This window comes from Halobacterium sp. KA-4, assembly GCF_021028995.1.
Classification (GTDB): Archaea; Halobacteriota; Halobacteria; order Halobacteriales; family Halobacteriaceae; genus Halobacterium.
Map to the genome: position 1 here is coordinate 1 of NZ_JAJJZG010000015.1, position 18,832 is coordinate 18,832.

15 protein-coding genes and 2 pseudogenes are annotated in these 18,832 nt (G+C 53.0%); 13 read left to right on the top strand and 4 right to left on the bottom strand.

Annotation, left to right across the window (positions count from 1 at the left end):
• Positions 1-494: 494 nt before the first annotated feature.
• On the top strand, positions 495-1,751 hold the full coding sequence (locus tag LPA44_RS13605) for a tyrosine-type recombinase/integrase (RefSeq protein WP_230890083.1): 1,257 nt from the start codon (positions 495-497) through the stop codon (positions 1,749-1,751).
• 223 nt (positions 1,752-1,974) lie between these two features.
• Here LPA44_RS13605 and LPA44_RS13610 read toward each other — a convergent pair whose 3' ends face one another.
• Positions 1,975-3,648: a transposase gene (locus LPA44_RS13610; RefSeq protein ID WP_230890084.1), complete on the bottom strand. Its 1,674-nt coding sequence runs from the start codon at positions 3,646-3,648 to the stop codon at positions 1,975-1,977.
• 259 nt (positions 3,649-3,907) lie between these two features.
• Here LPA44_RS13610 and LPA44_RS13615 point away from each other — a divergent pair, with 259 nt between their 5' ends.
• From LPA44_RS13615 to LPA44_RS13625, 3 genes are read left to right on the top strand one after another with little or no spacing between them, the layout of a single operon-like run.
• Positions 3,908-4,660: a pirin family protein gene (locus LPA44_RS13615; protein ID WP_442903397.1), complete on the top strand. Its 753-nt coding sequence runs from the start codon at positions 3,908-3,910 to the stop codon at positions 4,658-4,660.
• A gap of 48 nt (positions 4,661-4,708) precedes the next feature.
• Positions 4,709-5,653, top strand: coding sequence for a VOC family protein (locus LPA44_RS13620; protein WP_230890086.1), 945 nt, complete (start codon positions 4,709-4,711; stop codon positions 5,651-5,653).
• The gene (locus tag LPA44_RS13625; RefSeq protein WP_230890087.1) at positions 5,653-6,315 is read left to right on the top strand and encodes an alpha/beta fold hydrolase; all 663 of its coding nucleotides are present in this window, start codon (positions 5,653-5,655) and stop codon (positions 6,313-6,315) included. Before LPA44_RS13620 ends, LPA44_RS13625 begins: the two co-directional genes overlap by 1 nt.
• 5 nt (positions 6,316-6,320) lie before the next feature.
• On the opposite strand, the gene LPA44_RS13630 is transcribed toward LPA44_RS13625, so the two are convergent.
• A complete protein-coding gene (locus LPA44_RS13630; protein ID WP_230890088.1) occupies positions 6,321-6,683 on the bottom strand; it encodes a winged helix-turn-helix transcriptional regulator in 363 nt (120 codons plus the stop codon).
• 160 nt (positions 6,684-6,843) lie between these two features.
• Here LPA44_RS13630 and LPA44_RS13635 point away from each other — a divergent pair, with 160 nt between their 5' ends.
• From LPA44_RS13635 to LPA44_RS13655, 5 genes are all read left to right on the top strand, one after another.
• Positions 6,844-7,611, top strand: a complete 768-nt coding sequence (locus LPA44_RS13635; protein WP_230890089.1) for an SDR family oxidoreductase — start codon at positions 6,844-6,846, stop codon at positions 7,609-7,611.
• 383 nt (positions 7,612-7,994) lie between these two features.
• Positions 7,995-9,266, top strand: a complete 1,272-nt coding sequence (tuf, locus tag LPA44_RS13640) for a translation elongation factor EF-1 subunit alpha (protein ID WP_230890090.1) — start codon at positions 7,995-7,997, stop codon at positions 9,264-9,266.
• Between the two features lie 7 nt (positions 9,267-9,273).
• On the top strand, positions 9,274-9,858 hold the full coding sequence (locus LPA44_RS13645; RefSeq protein ID WP_230890091.1) for an FAD-dependent oxidoreductase: 585 nt from the start codon (positions 9,274-9,276) through the stop codon (positions 9,856-9,858).
• Between the two features lie 28 nt (positions 9,859-9,886).
• A complete protein-coding gene (locus LPA44_RS13650; RefSeq protein ID WP_230890092.1) occupies positions 9,887-10,279 on the top strand; it encodes a hypothetical protein in 393 nt (130 codons plus the stop codon).
• 308 nt (positions 10,280-10,587) lie between these two features.
• Entirely contained in the window at positions 10,588-10,953 is a 366-nt protein-coding gene (locus tag LPA44_RS13655) for a DoxX family protein (RefSeq protein ID WP_230890093.1), read from the top strand.
• Positions 10,954-11,490: 537 nt separating this feature from the next.
• Here LPA44_RS13655 and LPA44_RS13660 read toward each other — a convergent pair.
• The gene (locus LPA44_RS13660; RefSeq protein ID WP_230890094.1) at positions 11,491-13,254 is read right to left on the bottom strand and encodes a transposase; all 1,764 of its coding nucleotides are present in this window, start codon (positions 13,252-13,254) and stop codon (positions 11,491-11,493) included.
• Positions 13,255-13,486: 232 nt separating this feature from the next.
• On the opposite strand from LPA44_RS13660, the gene LPA44_RS13665 reads away from it, so the two are divergent.
• From LPA44_RS13665 to LPA44_RS13680, 4 genes and pseudogenes are all read left to right on the top strand, one after another.
• Entirely contained in the window at positions 13,487-14,089 is a 603-nt protein-coding gene (locus LPA44_RS13665) for a hypothetical protein (RefSeq protein ID WP_230890095.1), read from the top strand.
• A 184-nt stretch (positions 14,090-14,273) separates the two neighbouring features.
• Complete coding sequence (locus LPA44_RS13670; protein ID WP_230890096.1) at positions 14,274-15,095, top strand: IS5 family transposase; 822 nt, start codon at positions 14,274-14,276, stop codon at positions 15,093-15,095.
• A 229-nt stretch (positions 15,096-15,324) separates the two neighbouring features.
• The gene (locus tag LPA44_RS13675) at positions 15,325-16,194 is read left to right on the top strand and encodes a hypothetical protein (RefSeq protein WP_230890097.1); all 870 of its coding nucleotides are present in this window, start codon (positions 15,325-15,327) and stop codon (positions 16,192-16,194) included.
• A gap of 943 nt (positions 16,195-17,137) precedes the next feature.
• Positions 17,138-17,922: pseudogene (locus LPA44_RS13680) on the top strand (transposase).
• A gap of 294 nt (positions 17,923-18,216) precedes the next feature.
• On the opposite strand, the pseudogene LPA44_RS13685 reads toward LPA44_RS13680, so the two are convergent.
• Positions 18,217-18,832: pseudogene (locus tag LPA44_RS13685) on the bottom strand (IS6 family transposase); the annotation flags it as partial.

Here is an 18,832-nt window from a genome sequence, read left to right on the forward strand (position 1 = left end):
GCACTATGCGAATTGACTACTTCCACTCTTCCTGGCGAGGCACTCAATCCAATGCATGACCCTGATTACGTCGATTTGGCTACCACGACAACACGAACGGCCGAGTTAAGCGCATAACGGAAAGAAAGGAGGAAGTCCTGACTCGGCCCGTGTTGATCATAAGATGTATTGTCCGATTGGTGGTTTGTAGAAATCCAAACGCCGAATCTGTCGGCCTTCAGATTGGGGGGAATTCTATATTGTAACATACAGTTTATCAGACTGGCATATAGCGTAAACCCGACCACAAACAACCTCTACCGCCGGATAACGTCGAAACACTCTCCCGAACCAAATGGGTGTGATTATTTGGATAATCACACCCAATTTTTAGTACCCCGACGCCGTCGGTGAAGCACGAAACATGGATCTCGCACAGAGCAGGCCTTCACCGCCACTTCAGCGGCGAACTGGCCCAAACGCACAAATCGAGTCTGTTCCTGTTGGTGGTCGTCTTGCCACGTAGCAAAACCGGCGATACACCCGTTGAGGCCAGCTTCAAGCACTACCTCAAGGACATCGGCAAGGGTCGAGACGGGGAAGGAGGCCACTACCGGCGGAACGTCGAACGAGAGCTCAACCACTTCCTCGAGTGGACAGCCGGTGACCGTGGCCCCGACACCTGGGCCGGCATCCTCCCAGCCGACACAGATCGCGACCTACAGTTCAGAGACCTCACCGAATCCGTCTATCGTGAGTACGCGCGGTATCTCGCCGGCGAGCGCGGCCTGAAGCAGAACACTGCCCAAACGTACTACGCCTATCTCTCCTCGTGGACGGGTTGGTGCGTGACAGAAGGCTACCTCGACGCTCACTACGCGAACCGATCAACAGCACGCGACCCCCTGCCAGATGATGATGGACGTCGGCCCGGAGACCAGCAAGCATGGAGTCCAGAACACCGGCTTCAACTCACCGAGCACGTAATTCAACAATTCAACGACGCCTACAACGAGCATTCTGACGCAGACCAGGACAACCCGACTCTCCGGTATCACGCCATCAAAGCCGCTCGCGACCGCGCGCTCGTGTACGTGATCGCCTACACTGCAGTCCGAGGTGGGGAATTACTCCGGGACCCATCTGACCCTCGTCGACGTGGTCTTCGATGGGAAGAAGTCAACACCGATGACGGGAGTATCACTGTCTATCGGAAGAAACAGCAGTGGGACACTGCCAGCCTGCCGAAACCAGTCATCCAGCCGCTCACAGCGTATCAGGACCTACTCGATCCACCATCTGGCCGATGGCCGGTCTTCCCCACATTCGACGCTCGAAGCCTGGGGAAACTAGTTCGAGAAGGGTTGGCTGACCGTGGGCTTGCTGACGAGGAAATCGCAGACCGCCGCGATAACAACCGTGACCTACTGCTCGCACTCGATGAGGACATCCGGCCAGATTCGATGACGACGAAGGGGGCTCGGAACGTCCTCGAACGGCTAACTGATGCAGCTGACATCGATATCTCGGACGCGAACCACGAGTACCTCGCTCCGCACGGTGGCCGTCGTGGGATGGGGGAGATCCTCGTTCGTTCGTTCGGATATACTGTCGCAGCACGGTACTTGGACAACTCCGAGGATATGGTCAGGGAACGATATTCGCATATAGAGGCCGGTAAGCTCGGGGATAAGGCAGCAGAAGGGATTGCTGATGTGGATTCGGTCCCTATCCCACAGGAAGAAGAAGAGGGGGGAGAAGGGGATTTATGAATTGTATGGCGCTATATCTATCTGGCTAAGTTGGAAGTTGAGACTACAGGGGGTTTAGCGGGCCCGTGATGCGTTGTTTCAGTCGAATTTCGTCACGGAATCAGACTTAGGGAGTCTCTGAGAACACCATTCTTGTTCACTGCTCAACTGTTTCAGCGATTTTTCGAGAATATACCCAGTGTTACCACTCAAGAACAGGCATTTGGCCGGCCTGAGCGGCTGTCTATCCGATTCCCGTCTCCTTCTTCAAGAGTGTAAGTGTATTATCCGCTGTCACAATCGGCGAATGCTCGTACTCGTCAGTTAACTCGACCTGCACGAGCAAATCGACGGCTCTCCAGATCGAGTACAGCAGGCAGGCGAACGCGAAGTAGAAGAATCGCAGCCCGAAATTCTTCGACGTCGTCGCTGCCATGAATCGCTTGATCGACCTATAGCCGCTCTCGATTTCCCACCGATACCCGTACTCAGTGAGAAATCCGCTCACGGTATTGGTCATAAACACCGAGTACTGCCGGTGGTCGTCGTGCTCAGCGTTCTCTTTGCGCCGGTAGATCAGCGTCGTTGAGTGCCACTCGTTGTTCCCGAGGTGGAGCTTCCGGTCGGTCTCGTACCGATCTTGGCCGTGTTGGAGCAACCGCTTTGCCTGAGCTTTCTCGCTGGTCTGCATCCGTTTCGGGACGACATACGACAGCCCGCGCTGGCTGATCATCTCCAGGACGTGCTGGCTATCGAACTCCCGGTCCATCAGGACGTTATCGACGTGGACCAGTTCCTCGGTAGAGTCCAGCAAGTCTTCGACGATCTCTTTGCGTGACTCACCCCTCCGAACTGGACGAGCATCCAGCACAATTGGAACCGCATTGCCGACCAACTGGACAGTGGCCCACTGGTAGGCGTATTCGTCGGTGTTCTCCTTCGTGCCGATGATCTCATCCTCGTGGCCCGTTCGATCACCGGTGAAGGGGTCAGCTTCGGTAATGTCGATGGCGACGATCCCAGCTCGGAAGAACTGCTCTGTCTCCGCAACTTCGTTCAGGAGCCGATTGATGGCCTGCCGGTACATCTCTCGGACCTGTGGAATCGAGAGGTCGCGGATGTGCTCGCGATGGGCGTGCCCCAGCGGTGTCCGGTCACGCGTCGATTCATAGACGAAACTGCGAGCCCCTTCGTTCGCAGCCAGTCTCTCGCGAAGTCCGAGATACGTCTGTAAATCCCAGAAGGCGTTCTGGTGGATTTCACAGCCCTCACCACGATCCAACGAGAACGCTGGGAAGACGACGCGACTGACGTGGTCCGTAATCGGTGCCGCTTCGTCGAGGACAGCTTGATCGTCTGGGTGTGGTTCGTCCTCTTTGTGGTGAGATGGAAGGTGCCGTTCTGGTTCGCGCGGAACAGCGACACCCGCGTTCTGGGCTTTGATGAGGATGGTCCGCGCAGCTGTCTCGACTGTACTGCGAAGCTCGGCAGTGAATCGGTTGTGCCAGCTGCGCCACAGCGTCGATTGGTCCGGTACTACCTCCAGGTCTAATTGTTCACAGAGTTCTGGACGACAATTGAGGTACTCAACGAGTGCCGTCTCGTTATCCCATCCGTAGAGTTCCTTCAGAACGAACACCCGAAAAAGCGCATCCATCTTGTAGCGTCTTGTATTCGCGTAGCGGTCGTGGGCCTCGAACCGGAAGTAGGCTAACGGGAGCGAGCAGACGAACTGCTCAACTGAGTCGTGAGTGTCGTGTTTGAACCAGATTCCCGAGACGATGCGAACGTCCGATTCCAACCCGGCAAGCGAGGTTTGGTCGTACAGTGGTGTTGAATCGTATACTGGCCAGTCAGCGTGCGACCGTCGTGCGATTCGTCGGAAGACAGCTCGGCGAGACTCACGAACCGTAGTCACTACGAGATACTGGCCACGACACACTCAAGAATCCGTCCAACCGATCAATACAGGTCAAGCAGATACCAGAATAGCGATTATGTTACTAGCATCTGTCAAGCGCGGCGTGGGAATACAGAGGATAGATGCAGTACACAGACTTTGTTTGTCCTGAGGAACCAACTCTGAATCAACCGTCTCACTTCCACATCTGGTAGTTACAACCGCACTTCTAACTTGGTAGCTTTTAACTTCCAAAGCCGTATCATAGGGTGAAGAAATGCAAGTAAGCAATGATACAGCGCTCTACAAGGCCCCTCGCACAGATCTCACGCAGAATCAGGGCAAGTTCAGAATGCATACCAACTACCCTGGGCGACTCCTCCCAGACCATGACGACCACGGCTACGGACCGCTCGCTCGCGTTGACGAAGCAATCTTGGATCCGGACACGTTCGTTGGTATGCATCCACACCAAAACGACGAAATTGTCTCGTACGTCCCGACCGGCGTGATGCGTCACCGAGACCGGGCAGGCAACGAGTTAGTCATGGACTCTGAACACCTGATGGTGATGAACGCCGGGACCAGGTTCTGGCACGAGGAGCAGACACTCGAAGATGACCCACAGCTGCGGCTCCTCCAGATCTTCGTCCGACCGCACACGGTCGATCTCGAACCGAATATCCAGCACGGTCCCGTTCCGGATCCCGTCGCCAACGAGTGGCGACATCTCTTCGGTCCGGAAGAGTCCGACGCACCGTTCTACGTGCGCAACGACGTCAACTTCTATGACGTCCGCCTCGACGAGGGAATGAGTGTCGAACTGCCCTCGATAACGGGATGGGATACGTACTTCTACGTGTTCGAAGGCGCAGTCGAGGCCAACGAGACGACCTTCGACCGGACAGAACAGGGATTACTCGTCGGTGCAGAGGAACTGACAGTCACCGCCCAAGAAGAGACGTTGCTCGTTGCCTTCCTCATCAACCCCGACGCACCGCTTACGTACCAGGGAACCATCGGCCGGTAAACAGCTACTGCCGGTTCCCCCGCTTAAAATAAACACAAAACACATCTAATGGTAACAGACACGCCGGGTATCCACCACATCACGGGCATCGTTCGGGATGGCCAGCGGAATCTCGACTTCTATACGGGAGTCCTCGGGCTACGCCTCGTCAAACAGACAGTGAACTTCAACGAGATATTCACGCGCCACCTCTTCTATGGCGACGAAACCGGCACGCCCGGCACGAGCTTGACGTTCTTCCCGTATCCCGCAGAGGAAGACGGACGCATTGGACAGCCACAGATCACCACTGCCGCGCTTGTCATTCCTCCCGGGTCGATCGAGTACTGGAGTGATCGACTCACCGCTCACAACATCGAATTTGACGGCCCGTTCGAACGATTCGACGAAACTGTCCTCCGGTTTACCGACCCAGACGGAACGCAACTTGAACTCGTCACCGGCGACTCGTCGGTCAAACCGTGGCCGGACGGACCGATTCCGACCCAGCACGCGATTCGGGGTATCCACAGTGTGACGATCCGTTCTGTGAGCATCTTCGTCACCGCAAGTGTGCTCGACACGCTGGGCTTCGAGCTCGTAGACCAGGAGGGTGACCGGGTTCGGTATCAGGCACCGGGGGACCGAGCAGCCATCGTTGACCTCCTCGACAGAGACGGTGAGTTCGGCCGCGAGGGTGTCGGCTCGATCCATCACGTGGCGGTACGTATTTCGGACGAAGAGGAACTCTATGAATGGCATAACCTGTTCCGAGACCGTGGCTACGATGTCTCACGAGTGCATGATAGGCACTTCTTTCACTCGCTGTACCTCCGCGAGCCCGGCGGTATCCTGTTCGAACTCACCACCGAGGGGCCGGGACTCACGTTCGACGTCGATACCGACACGCTCGGGCAGTCGCTGTACCTCCCCCCCTCGCTCGAAGAGGACCGCGAGATGATCGAAGGACAGCTTCAACCGCTCGAACTCCCACCAGCCCTCAAACCGAACTAATGACTCGATCATCCCACTCCTCCGAGTCGGGTGATGACCTGCATCGAGGACAACCGATCGAATCAGCCGGTGCCCCCCCGCAAGCTGCCGACGCAGCCGTGATCATGGTTCACGGTCGTGGCGCGACCGCTCAGAGTTTCTTATCGCTTATAGACGAGTTTCTGCATCACGGTGTGATGTATCTCGCTCCACAGGCAGCTCAGAGCACGTGGTATCCCCGGTCGGGCTATGAACCAATAGAAGCGAATGAACCGTGGTTTTCGTCCGCACTCGCCCGTGTGAAAACGGCACTTGAAACGGCGACTACCGCCGGCATCCCCTCCGAGCGTGTGGTCCTCCTCGGATTCTCTCAAGGCGCAGGTCTTGTAAGCGAATACGCTGCCCGAAACCCACGTCGCTACGGTGGACTCATTGCACTCTCTGGAAGTCTACTCGGACCGGAAACGAGCCATACGTACGACGGGACGATTGATGGCACACCGGTCTTCGTTGGGTGTGGCAGGAACGATCCGTATGTTCCTGCTGAGCGTATTCACGAAACTGCATCCGTGTTTGAACAACTTGATGGAGACGTTACTGTTGAACTCTACGAAGAGTTGGGCCACGCAATTACTGACGATGAAATCCAGGTGGTCAACACGTTTGTCGAACAATTTGACTGAGGAGCTTACTCAGGACAATCAAGCTGTTCTGCTCCATGGGTAGTCATCCAGTTTTCGAGTTCTCGGAAGGTCGGTTCGAGTTCTTCTAATGGTTCTGTCGCCTCGTATTCTACCCGTGGCGGAATCTCGTCGTACTGCGTGCGATCAAGAAATCCGACTTCGACAAGTTCGTCGAGCCGTCGAGACAGCGTATTCGGGGAGATATCAAGGGCCTCTTGCAGTTCGCCGAATCGAACCGGCTGGTTGTCTCCAAGGAGGAGTTCGCGGAGAATCGCCAGCGTGTGTGCCTTTCCGAGAAGTGAAAAGAGTTCACTCCCATCGACCGCTCCCCGCTGTTTTGATTGCAATTCCGTTTTAGATTCACTCATGCAACTCACTACGAATCCAGTAGTAATGTATGTTGTGGAAATCGCATCATCGTGCCAATAACTGAGCTGTGTGAGTGTGCATCAACACTTCCATACCCGGTAGTTACTATCTCACTTCTAACTTGGTAGTTTTTAACTTCTAATCCCGTAGTAAACCTGTATGACTGGACAACTCCTCGATGGAAAAGTTGCAGTAATAACAGGTGCCGCAAGCGGGAATGGTCGTGCGATTGCGGATGCTTACGCTGAAGAAGGGGCAGATATCGTAGTTGCGGACATTCAAGAGACTCCACGAGAAGGTGGAGAACCAACCCACCAACTCGTTGAAGACGAGTATGGTGTTGATACAAAGTTCGTGGAATGCGACGTTACAGACACCGATAGCCTTGTTGGGGCGGTGGACGCGGCAGATGAGTTCGGTGGGATTGATATCATGGTGAACAATGCCGGGATCTTCCGTCAGAAGGATTTCGTGGAGGTGACGGAAGATGAATACGAACAAATGATGGACATAAACGTCAAAGGTGTGTTCTTCGGAGCGCAAGCCGCAGCAAAGAAAATGCTCGATAAGGGTGACGGGGGCGCCATCATCAACATGTCTAGCGTCGCCGGCATCATTGGTCAGGCGACGTTCTCGGTCTATCACACCACGAAGGGGGCGGTACGACTACTTACGTACTCCCTTGCAGACGAACTCGGGCCGGAGGGTATTCGAGTGAACGCAATTCATCCAGGCGTTATTGAAACTGAGATGACCAAAGACGATGTCCCGATCGCAACGCAGGAAAGCGCGGAGAACACACCGATGGAACGGCTCGGTCAGCCCGAGGACGTCGCGGGTGCAGCACTCTATCTTGCCTCAGACGACCTCGCTGGCTATGTGAACGGCGAGTCGCTCATTGTTGACGGAGGCCAATCGAACACGTAAAACGTCACTCTCGCAAAGAGCAAAATAGCGCTATTTCCTTTTTCCAGGCACTGTCTAGTTCAGCACCTCCTTGGCTGGTATTTGGTCATTCAGCGCTTGATTCGTCCGATACCACATGATTGAGACACCTGTTGATAGGCGATCTCACTCAACCACTATCTGTTGACTCACGCGCTAGGGGCTTAGTAGCAGGATTTTCATAGGGTCAATCTCCTCTAGAAGAGCGTTTCATTATATAACTGAGTTCTCTCCGCAAGAGAACACAGCTGATAATACGGTATACATCCAATGATACCCCCTCTCAGTCACTTCCACATCCGATAGTTACTACTACACTTCTAACTTGGTAGTTTTTAACTTCTAAAACCGTAGTTAGCGATACAGTGAGTACTGACAAACCCCACCAGAACCTGGCTATCATCGGCCACGTCGACCACGGCAAGAGCACACTCGTGGGGAGACTTCTCTATGAGACAGGGAGCGTCCCCGAGCACGTCATCGAACAACACCGCGAGGAAGCTGAGGAGAAAGGCAAGGGCGGCTTCGAGTTCGCCTACGTCATGGACAACCTTGCCGAAGAGCGTGAGCGAGGTGTCACGATAGACATCGCCCATCAGGAGTTCTCGACGGAGGCGTACGACTTTACCATCGTCGATACACCGGGACACCGAGACTTCGTCAAGAACATGATCACGGGCGCGTCCCAGGCTGACCACGCTGTCCTCGTCGTCGCTGCTGACGATGGCGTCGCGCCCCAGACCCAGGAACACGTCTTCTTGGCCCGCACCTTGGGAATTGACGAGCTTATTGTCGCTGTCAACAAGATGGACCTCGTCGACTACGAGGAAGCGAAGTACAAGGAGGTCGTCGAGGAGGTCAAGCAACTCCTCAACCAGGTCCGATTCGACACCGACGATGCATCGTTCATTCCCGTTTCCGCATTCGAGGGTGACAACGTCGCCGACGCCTCCGAGAACACAGACTGGTACGATGGCGAGACGCTGCTTGAGGCGCTCAACGATCTGCCCGAGCCACAGCCAGCGTCGGACGCGCCGCTTCGGCTCCCGATTCAGGACGTCTACACCATCTCCGGTATCGGTACTGTCGCTGTTGGACGTGTCGAGACCGGCGTCATGAACACCGGCGACAACGTCTCGTTCCAGCCTAGCGACGTGGGCGGCGAAGTGAAGACGATCGAGATGCACCACGAGGAAGTCCCCCAAGCCGAACCGGGCGACAACGTCGGGTTCAACGTCCGCGGCATCGGTAAGGACGACATTCGCCGCGGCGACATCGTCGGGCCTGCTGACGATCCGCCGAGCGTCGCTGAGACCTTCCAAGCCCAAATCGTCGTCATGCAACACCCCAGCGTGATCACCGCCGGCTACACGCCGGTCCTCCACGCCCACACGGCGCAGGTCGCCGGCACCGTCGAATCCATCGACCAGAAGATCGATCCCTCGTCCGGTGAGGTCGCCGAGGAGAACCCCGACTTCATCCAGTCGGGCGATGCCGCTGTGGTCACGATCCGACCGCAGAAGCCCCTCAGCATCGAACCATCGAGTGAAATCCCCGAACTTGGAAGCTTCGCCGTCCGCGACATGGGTCAGACCATCGCGGCTGGCAAGGTTCTTGAAATCAACGAGAGAGACTAACCCAACAATGACAGACGTCATCATCGTCGGTGGTGGTCCCGCTGGCCTGAGCGCAGCACTGTTTACCGCAAAGAACGGCCTCAATACCGTCGTCTTCGATACCGATCAGACGTGGCTGCATAAAGCTCATCTGTTCAATTACCCGGGAATCGGGTCTATTGGCGGAACGAATTACATAAACACGCTCCGAGAACAGGTCGATGATTTCGAAGTTGACCGTCATCAAGACACTGCTGTTACAGCAGTTGAGTCCACCACAGATGGGTTTACCGTTAAAACAGACGAAGACGACCACGCTGCAGACTACGTGGTCCTTGCAACAGGAGCTAATCGTGATCTTGCCGATGATCTCGGCTGTGCGTTCACTGACGAGAACGTCGTCGATGTCGATGTGACGATGGAGACGTCGGTCGAAGACGCCTATGCGACGGGCGCGATGGTACGCGCTGAGGAATGGCAAGCTGTCATCTCTGCAGGCGACGGTGCCGCAGCCGCGCTCAACATTCTCACGAAAGAGAAAGGCGAGCACTTCCACGATTTCGACACGCCAGCCGATGCCGAAGCTCTGTTCGGATCACTAATCGATAACTAACTGTTCTTAACAGGGAATACGATATTGTATGTCGAGAAACCAACTGCCTGATCAAGAAGACTGGCCATGGGACTTCGAAAAGCGACGTGACAATGTCGGCGTCTGGCTACTGACTGGTTGGGATGGTTACGATCAGGAAACGCTCGAAAGTGTATCAGAACACTACGACAAGCGAACGAACCAATCAGATATCATTGGTACAGTTGCAGTGTTCAGTGAAGATACAAATCTGCCGAAAGAAACCCAACAGTACATAGCAAATGAGTGGGGGGACAACGCTGGAGGCGTTAAACGTGTTGCGCTCGTTTCAGAGGGACTGAAAGCGATGGCTGTGTCCGCAAATGTTGAGGTCGAAAATGACGTCGAAGTCGAATGGTTCAAAGATATCGACGAAGCAGTAGAGTGGGCAGCAGGCGAATAAAACTACTTCTGCATTATTTCAATAAATATCATAAGTAAAAATTGTTTCCAAGAGACGCGGAGTCTACTACATCAGTTGACATCGGGGTCGAACCACGAGTTCAGCGGGCATTTCGTTTGTAACTTACCTTCCGAACCTTTGGGGGTAACTCTAAAGTGTGAGTCAATTTTCTCACTTCCACATCCGGTAGTTACAACTACACTCCTAACTTGGTAGCTTTTGGCTTCCAAACTCATAGCTGGGTATGTAGTGATGGAAGACAACCTGATCACAGACATGCAGACGGACTATCTGACGGTGATTTATCAATGAGCCTCTTCGGCACGGCATTCCTCGGTGTACAATCGGTGTTGGCTCTCGCTATGATTGGTGCAGGAGGAGTGAAGTTAGGAGGTATCGAGTCACAGATTGAGGAGTTCCAGCGGTACGGCTATCCGCAGTGGTTCCGGCTGGCGACGGGCAGTATTGAACTCCTTGCGGGAGTCGTACTCGTGGCGGGCCTCTTCGTGACACCCGTCTTAGCCCTCGGTGGAAGCCTACTCGTCGTCGCAACGATGGTCGGAGCAGTCGTCACGCACGTTCGGATGGGAGATCCTGCTACGGACATCGCCCCGTCAATGATTCTCCTCATATTAGCACTGGGAGTGAGCTGGTACCATGTGAGTCCCCTCTAACCCAGTAGACAGCAATACCGCTTAACAAGGTGCTTTGAGTGGTCTGGTTCCTTCAATGTAGAGATCAGCCACTCATCCCTGGATTCAAGAAAACGGTGCCTGCTTTTCTGTATTGACTGATCCTATCCTCTGTAGATTGGTTCGCAATCAATATCGCATTCGCGCCCTGTATCTTGCACGACGGCCGAACATCATCTGTAACTGGTAGAAATTCCAGCGGTACATTCGCAGACCTACCCAACAGCCGTTGCAGAATAGAGTGTAATCAAGAACCAAACAAAACCATTCTCCGAGACATGGCGAAACTCTATGCATTGAGATGACTGGTCTCAACTACTGGGCTAAGTGGAGTTGCGAATGCCGGGCAAAACGTTCACGGGATCGACGCTATTCGGACCAGTACCCGCTAGAAATAGCCGCGATTACGCTCTAATTGCTATCATAGAGCTAGAATTATTATACTAAACAAACTTATCGGTCGAAATCTACTTCAGCAAATAGTGATGCCTCTCGCGAAGGGCTAGCTTAGACCGAGTTCTAAATGAGTGTGATCAACTCCTTGTCCAGCCAATCAAGGAACCGACTGAGTGTGATTCTGGGCTTTTTCCGGGTTTCAATGACCCCAATGCGCTCTTGTGTGAGGAAATCGACTAACAGCCACATATTGTAGACCACACACCCAAAAGCGAAATGGAACCACCGTACTCCAAACTCCTTCGAGGTAGTCCACGCCGCTGCGTTCTTGATCGACGAGTACGAGTTCTCGATCGCTCCGCGGTCACTGTACTGTTCAATCTGCTTTTTCGCCCAGCGCCGATCGAGTGCGACCTCGTCACTCACATCGAGACTGGTGATAAACGGCTGTGGCGATCCCTCTTCATGGACATCATCATCTTCCGCTGGGGGTAACACGGCAACGGTCGTATGTACTGTGTGGTTTGAGACGCCACCCTTCACTGCACCGTGCATGACGAAATCCTCCTCGACATACAGCGGGGTGTCGTTCGGTTCGTGATACCCCTGCTTCACTTGGTCAAACCGGTCGCACATCGGTCCAATCCGATGCTGATCTTTCTGAGCAGGGATCACGTAGTCCAACCCCTTGTCAGTAAGCGTCTGAATGACGTCTACAGCGTGGAATTCACGATCGGCGTACACCATCCTGATGTCGACGTAGTCTTCGGCGATCGAAAGGAGCCGTCGTGCAACATCCCCGATATAGTAGGAATTACCCTTGCCGGGATACGCGTCTGTTGCGGCGTAGTCCGTACTTCCAAGCGGACACACCCCCACGACGTAGTGAGTGTTCTCGCCGACGATCACGACCGTCGCGAACTTGTGACACCAGGTGTATCCCTTTCCCTCTGGCGCGCCCTGGACCCATTTCATCTCGTCGCGATCGCCATAGTAGGCAACATACGTGATGTCCAGCGCGACCTTTGTCCGAGTCCCAAACCGTGAGCCGTTATCGTGTTCGAGCTCCCTGATTCGGGGCTTCGCGCGTGTGTAGGTCTTTCGGAGAGCGAAATTCAGCACGGTCGCAATATCATCGACGGACATGTGTTTGAGAGCCTCCAACAGGGTCTCACCAGATGGACCATCCTCGTAGAACGGGTCATCAACGGCGGGATCTGGATTTTTCATGTCACCCAGCTTCTGTCCCGAACCGTGTGCCGCCTGCTGCTTGATCGACGCGATTGCTTCTAAGACGAGTAATTCATCGTCGTCGTAGATCGCGTCATCTGATCGGGAGAGTGAGATTGAAGGGATGGCTACTGATTTCAGCTCATTAAGCACCTCTTGTCCCTTCTTTCGCAACAAGCGTTGGACGGTTCGATTTGATAGCGACTGTTTGTCTTCGCCGTCCGATGTTTTGAGAAGATCATTCCCGATTGGTGCGCCTCGTTCAGCAGCAAGTGTTCGAATCTCTTTCACTCCCCGTTCCACGGGTGACTGAAGTTCTTCGAATCGTCCTCCATCTAATCGCGTTGGCTTGAACGTGCTTTCTGAGGGAAGATCGTCGAGGTCAAAACCCATAGCAGTGGCCAACTCTGGATTTGCTTCAAGTTGGTCCGGGATCGTCGTCAAGGAGACATCTTCGGCTTTCGCCCACACGTATGCGAGAAACATTCGTGGAAACGGTGTGGCAGTGTGCCAATCTGGATATCTGTCTCGTCGTTCAAATCGGTCGGTGTCAAACTCATCAACGAAATCTATCCATTCTGTCTCTTCGTCGATGATCTCATCTGCTTGCTTTCCAAGGCCTGTGACCGGGGAGGAGGGGGTATCTGGGAGATTCATAGCAAAATATTATTTTGTTGAATAGTAGCTCAAAATCTGAGTAAAGAGTATGGGTGTCATTTCCGGAAACAAATTCACGTATGACGCGAGGTCTGGCTGCCAAATAAGTAGAATTCGCTGAGTAGACTCTATCTCTGATACCCCTCAGCTGGTGAGCCAATTCCAAACCAGATATCACTCAGATTCTGAGTAGACTCAAAATCTTAGTTGATGTCCCTCTACGACTTACGTGATGACCAATCAAATCGCGGAATTTTTTAAGAGAGATGGCGCAATTGGGTTAATTCTCGCAATTGGTCCTGAGAATGCCCGATTCAAAAAAATAGTATCTCAAGTAGCAGTAAGCCATGATACGGTGTCTAACCGGGTCGAAGAGGCTCGCAATATAGGATTGATCAAGGCAGAAGCTGTTTCGGATATAGGAACGAGCTTCACTAACAAACTCACACCAGCTGGAGAGATCTGTTACTGGGGAATGGTAGAATTAGGATTGGATGACGCATATACGGAATATGTTAACGCGATTGAGAACTACAACAATTTATCAGACAAATACGCTCGACAGGTTGGTGACGAAGCTGAGTGGTTAGATTGGGTACTTGAGAGTGACGTTCGCGTAGATAACTTACTGACGAAGTTCGAGGCGCGAGGCGAAGATATGATACCCCCCTTTTCATCCTATCCAGAACCGGTTAAAGAGGCCCTCCAGCAGCAGTCAGTTGAGCCACTCGAAAATATCGATCATAAGGATGTCTGGTTATGGCGTATTATACAATATCCTCCAGAACCCGACCACGAAGATCATCCGACACTACCGTATAACAACGATACATAGATCTTAGGTAGCTTAGTTTGAGGGTGTTATAGCAGTGATGACTGGCACGCCCAGAACGATTAGTGGGATGAAAAGTTGCCCAACCTGAGCGGAGAGGAACAGTAGAAAATGGGGCTCTGTAGTTTCGCTAGACGCAACGGCTACGACTGCGTTATTGCCGTAGAAAGCGAAGAGACAGATCGGTGTGACATCCGAAATCCGTCTCTTCACGCGTGTTACGGTGGCTAAGGCTAAATCAGTTGTCGCTAATCCGGACGAACCCGCCTCCCCCTTCGGGGTCGGCGGGTTCGCAGAATGGGCGATGCTCACCGTGCATGCACTCCGCATCGAGCTGGGCAAATCCTACCGCGTCGCGGTAGATTTGCTCTCAGAAATGCCCGGCGTCCTTGAAGAGATCGGACTCACCAGACTCCCACACTACACGGTGCTTCGCACGTGGTTTGAGCGGATTTCGACCAAGACGTGGCGTGCGTTTCTCGGCGTGTCGGCCGAGAAACACACCGGGCACGCTGCTATCGATTCGACTGGCTTTGACCGTGATCAGCCCAGCCGCCACTACGCCAACCGCACGAACTACCGCGTTCGAGCGCTGAAAGTCACCGCACTCGTGGATGTCGAGACGCTGTACATCACCGACATCCACTCGACGACCTCGAAGAAACACGATGCGAAGATCGGCCCGCAGGTCGCTCGGCGCAACGCCGGTGACCTGCGGAGCCTTGCTGCTGATCGCGGCTACGACGCCAAAGCCTTTCGCGATGAACTCCGCGAAAACGGCATCAGACCGCTGATTAAACACCGAATCATGAATCCACTCGATCACGCCCACAACGCCCGCATGGACGGTGATCGGTACCACCAGCGTTCAATGTCCGAAACCGTCTTCTCGTCGATCAAGCGCACGCTCGGCTCCGCCGTGCGTGCGCGTAGCTGGTGGCTAGAATTCCGCGAAATGCTGCTGAAAGCCACCGTCTACAACCTCCGTCGGAGCGTCCGATATCCGTGAAATCGACCGCCGTGTACCGAAACTACAGAGCCCCCGATTTAAAACAGATAGATTGAGAGCGTAGTTTATCACCCCCCATACTCGGGGGTACTGCCATAGATCATTCTATGGGAATCTGAGACATGATTTACACTATATGGATTTCAGCGGCGTTCTCAAGGGCTACTCGCTTTAATATAATACCATATTATATGGAAAGGTATTTGTGTTATGGTTAATACATTGACTTGTGGTCAAAGATAACATACCGCGACGAGATGTGTTGAAGAGCATTGGTGCCTCAAGTGTTGCTCTCGGAGGTGCCACTGGACTTGCCAGTGCAGATACCGCCGAAAATGGGGCAGACCCATCAGACATCACGGTGACCGAAATTTCAGGAAAAGACCGAAAATCCACGTTGAAACGCCTCAAGAAGGAGGATGATACCAAGATATTGTTTAAGTTATTGAAAAAAGAAGATCTTCGTTACAATCGCGAAGAGGCCCAAGCCTGGGAGGTTACGGAAGCTAATGGTGAGAAACGAACAATGGCTTACTTCCCGTTCTCATCCACCGGAAAACAAAAAAAGCGTGTGGATGACAGGGAATCTGGTATTATGTATACTGGTATAAACAGTCTTTCTAGCGACATCCCTGCTGATTCTGGAATCCGTAACGTAGAGGCTTTTCAGGTTGGCCCTGACACAGAAAGCAGTGACGTTTCTGTCCAAGGGCAGTCTGGAAGTGATGTTGAGATAAAGCGGACGATCGTTGAGGACGGCGGCCCCAAAACGATGACCAAAGTTAAGTCATCCTCTTCTGGTTCCGATCGCATCGGAACACAGAACCACGATGAAAATTGCTACTGCTATCAGGAATACGAAGATTGTGAGAATGTCAATTATACGTGTGTGGCTAAGAAAGTCTCTGCCGGGATCGGTTCACTAACGGCCTGTTATGGCTGTATTCAAACTTCTGGCATACTCAATATAGCCTGTTTCGGTTGTACGAACGCCGTCGGCGCGTCAGCTGTGTTTGACATCAATTGTGAAACAGGTACTGACTGCGTGACGAAAAATAATTGTATTCAGGACGAAGCCGTCGGAAACCAGATATGCTAACGTCTATTAACTCAGCAACGTCGTTTTTGGTTGGTTCGAGTTCAGTTTTTATCTGAACACCGCTACTTGACCCACTCGCAGACTCTGAGGAATAGGTAATTAATAATTTTGATACATGTCTCTAGAGTGAACATTTGACCACAAACTCCTTATGAATCTCCTATCAATAATGTATTTACGCTTATTTATCAGCAAGAACTGATCGTGCGTAATACTAGTGAACCGATGGATTTTCTAACCCCATTGGTATCGTTGTCGCTTATGTCGAATTCACACCTTTGTATCGAGCTGGGATCAACAATCTGCGTGATCTCTTGGGATTAAACAGGTCGATGGCCTTTAGAGGAATACTTGGTTCTGTGAATAATTACCACTCCAAGGAATGCACTAACGATCCCGGCTCCAAATAAGAACTGCTCGGTGTTAGTCGAGAAATTAAAGACGTTCGTAATAATTAGAGGTAATACTGCCAGGTACGTTAATATTCCACCGAAGAAATAACCCCAATTTGGTCCCTTATACAGCTTATAGGCTGAAATTAGGAGCATTGAAAGAATAGATATTGTCAAGAAAAGAGTTGGATTGCCAATGTTAACCATAGTCGGTTGTTAGCCTCAAAACCAATAAAATTTGTGTATAATAAAAGCTATAATTTCAGTGAGAGAAAAAAAGCGATGTACTTCGTGACGCTGTGAAACATCTCGAATTCAACCGCGCGGATCTCAAGGCGACCACTGCAAAAGAAGTCGACATTTGGAAAATCACCAAATTGCTTCTTACTTCTCAAACGCTATATCGGTGCATCGTCGTCGCGGAGCTTCTCGATGCACAGTTTCGGAGGATAGGCCAGTTTCAGGTCGAATTTTTCTGCTGTGTTGAATAGCGATCTTATCTACCGATATCGGTGGTTTAGAAGGGTGAAGCCGAGGAAATCGAGCTTGGTATGGAGATCGATCTCCTCGACTTCATCGAGCAGTGTCGTGACCTAGCTAAACAAGCGTTGGGAAAGCACGCGGGCGAACCCGCCAGCGGCGGGTTCGCCCGCTGGGTTCACGTCGTTCTCCACTGTTTTCGGGTCGAAGACGGCCACAGCTACCGCGAAACGCCGAACCGGCTGAAGTACATGGCTGAGATCTGCGACGCTCTCAACTTAGATCGAGGCGATCTTCCCGATCACACGACGCTCTACAAGTCGTTTGATCGGCTGAAAATGTGGGTGTGGCGGGCGCTGCTGCGCTCGACAGCACGTTCTTCGACCGGCGACGTGCGTCCTCGTACTTTCGTCAGCGGGCAGGACGGACGATACAGACGCTGAAAGTGACGACATTAACTGATGTGGAATCGCTTGCTGTGCTTGACGTTCACATCGCAGCTCGGTGGAAGCATGACACGAAGACCGGACCGCAGGTCGTCCGCCGAAACGCGGACGACCTGCAGTCCGTCGCCGCCGACAACGGCTTCCAAGACTGGCACACCGAGTACGAGATCGCCGCATATGACGTTGAGTACCTCGTTCATTATCGCGGCTCGTCAGCGAACGCAGCCGCGAAAAATGCTCTGAACCGGGCAAAGGGCTACTCTCAGCGGTGGATGGCCGAAACATCGTATTCGACAACGAAGCGCTCGCTCGGCGATGCCGTGCGAGCGCTGGGCTGGTATCGACAGTTCCGTGAGATTGTCTTGATGTTCGCCATCATCAATATAGAACCGCTGTGTGAGCCGCTGTGACCGTAACTCAGCATCTATTCAACACAGCAAATTTTTCGGGCCTCAACATTATGTCCGATGCGGCTCTGTTGAAATCCCTGAGTTTACATGTTTAGCCTGTAATTCCACGAGATGAATGCCTTCCCGAAGTCGCAGATTCTTCGTTTTACTGAGAAGACGTGTTGCGAAGATTGGGAGTAATGCACAGGTCTGACGGCGATCACTCGCAGGACTGAGCGGTCTCGTGTACCCCTGCTTACGAGTGGATAACCTGAGTTTGTCAGAACAATAGGAAAATCTGTTTCCGGGCACTGTCTAGTTTAGCACCTCCTCGGCCGGCGTGTTTCCGTCGAGCGATTGGTGCGGTCTCTGATGGTTGTAGTAATGCACGAACTGTTCAAACCATTCGCGTGCGCTCGACCGACTGCCCACCCACGAGTTATGGAAACGGTCGATACGCATTTGAGCGTGTGAAACCACTTTTCGATCAGGTTCCGGTCGATATAGTCAACCCGACCGTTCAATCCTAATCGAGCCAGGGCAGTCCAATGCCCGAACCGATCGACGAGAAACACCGCCTCCGAGAAGTCATGTTTCTCGCGGCGACCGTGCAGGAACGCAGCCGCCGGATCGGTGCCATACCGCTCAAATAACGCGACATCGAGAATCAACTTCGTGTCAAGATCGATTGCAGTGTACAACCAAGACCACTCGCCGTTAATCTTGATAGCGGTCTCGTCAACCGCGACCCTTGACGGCTTCGCCGTTGGCGGGTCGCCAACGCTATCAGATACCCGATGTACCTACTGAAAGATCGCTTGATGCGAGCGTTCTACGCCGAACAGCCGAAGAATCTCTTTTGTCTCTCGAAGCGAACAACCGGTCGCGTGGAGGCGGACGGCGACGCTCTAACGGGCGTCGCCGTCCGCTC

What these genes read in the sequence shown, in the direction of transcription:
- LPA44_RS13615 (WP_442903397.1), top strand. Translation starts at nt 3,908, where the DNA reads ATGCAAGTAAGCAATGATACAGCGCTCTACAAGGCCCCTCGCACAGAT.
- LPA44_RS13620 (WP_230890086.1), top strand. Translation starts at nt 4,709, where the DNA reads ATGGTAACAGACACGCCGGGTATCCACCACATCACGGGCATCGTTCGG.
- LPA44_RS13625 (WP_230890087.1), top strand. Translation starts at nt 5,653, where the DNA reads ATGACTCGATCATCCCACTCCTCCGAGTCGGGTGATGACCTGCATCGA.
- LPA44_RS13630 (WP_230890088.1), bottom strand. Translation starts at nt 6,683, where the DNA reads ATGAGTGAATCTAAAACGGAATTGCAATCAAAACAGCGGGGAGCGGTC.
- LPA44_RS13635 (WP_230890089.1), top strand. Translation starts at nt 6,844, where the DNA reads ATGACTGGACAACTCCTCGATGGAAAAGTTGCAGTAATAACAGGTGCC.
- LPA44_RS13645 (WP_230890091.1), top strand. Translation starts at nt 9,274, where the DNA reads ATGACAGACGTCATCATCGTCGGTGGTGGTCCCGCTGGCCTGAGCGCA.
- LPA44_RS13650 (WP_230890092.1), top strand. Translation starts at nt 9,887, where the DNA reads ATGTCGAGAAACCAACTGCCTGATCAAGAAGACTGGCCATGGGACTTC.
- LPA44_RS13655 (WP_230890093.1), top strand. Translation starts at nt 10,588, where the DNA reads ATGAGCCTCTTCGGCACGGCATTCCTCGGTGTACAATCGGTGTTGGCT.
- LPA44_RS13660 (WP_230890094.1), bottom strand. Translation starts at nt 13,254, where the DNA reads ATGAATCTCCCAGATACCCCCTCCTCCCCGGTCACAGGCCTTGGAAAG.
- LPA44_RS13665 (WP_230890095.1), top strand. Translation starts at nt 13,487, where the DNA reads ATGACCAATCAAATCGCGGAATTTTTTAAGAGAGATGGCGCAATTGGG.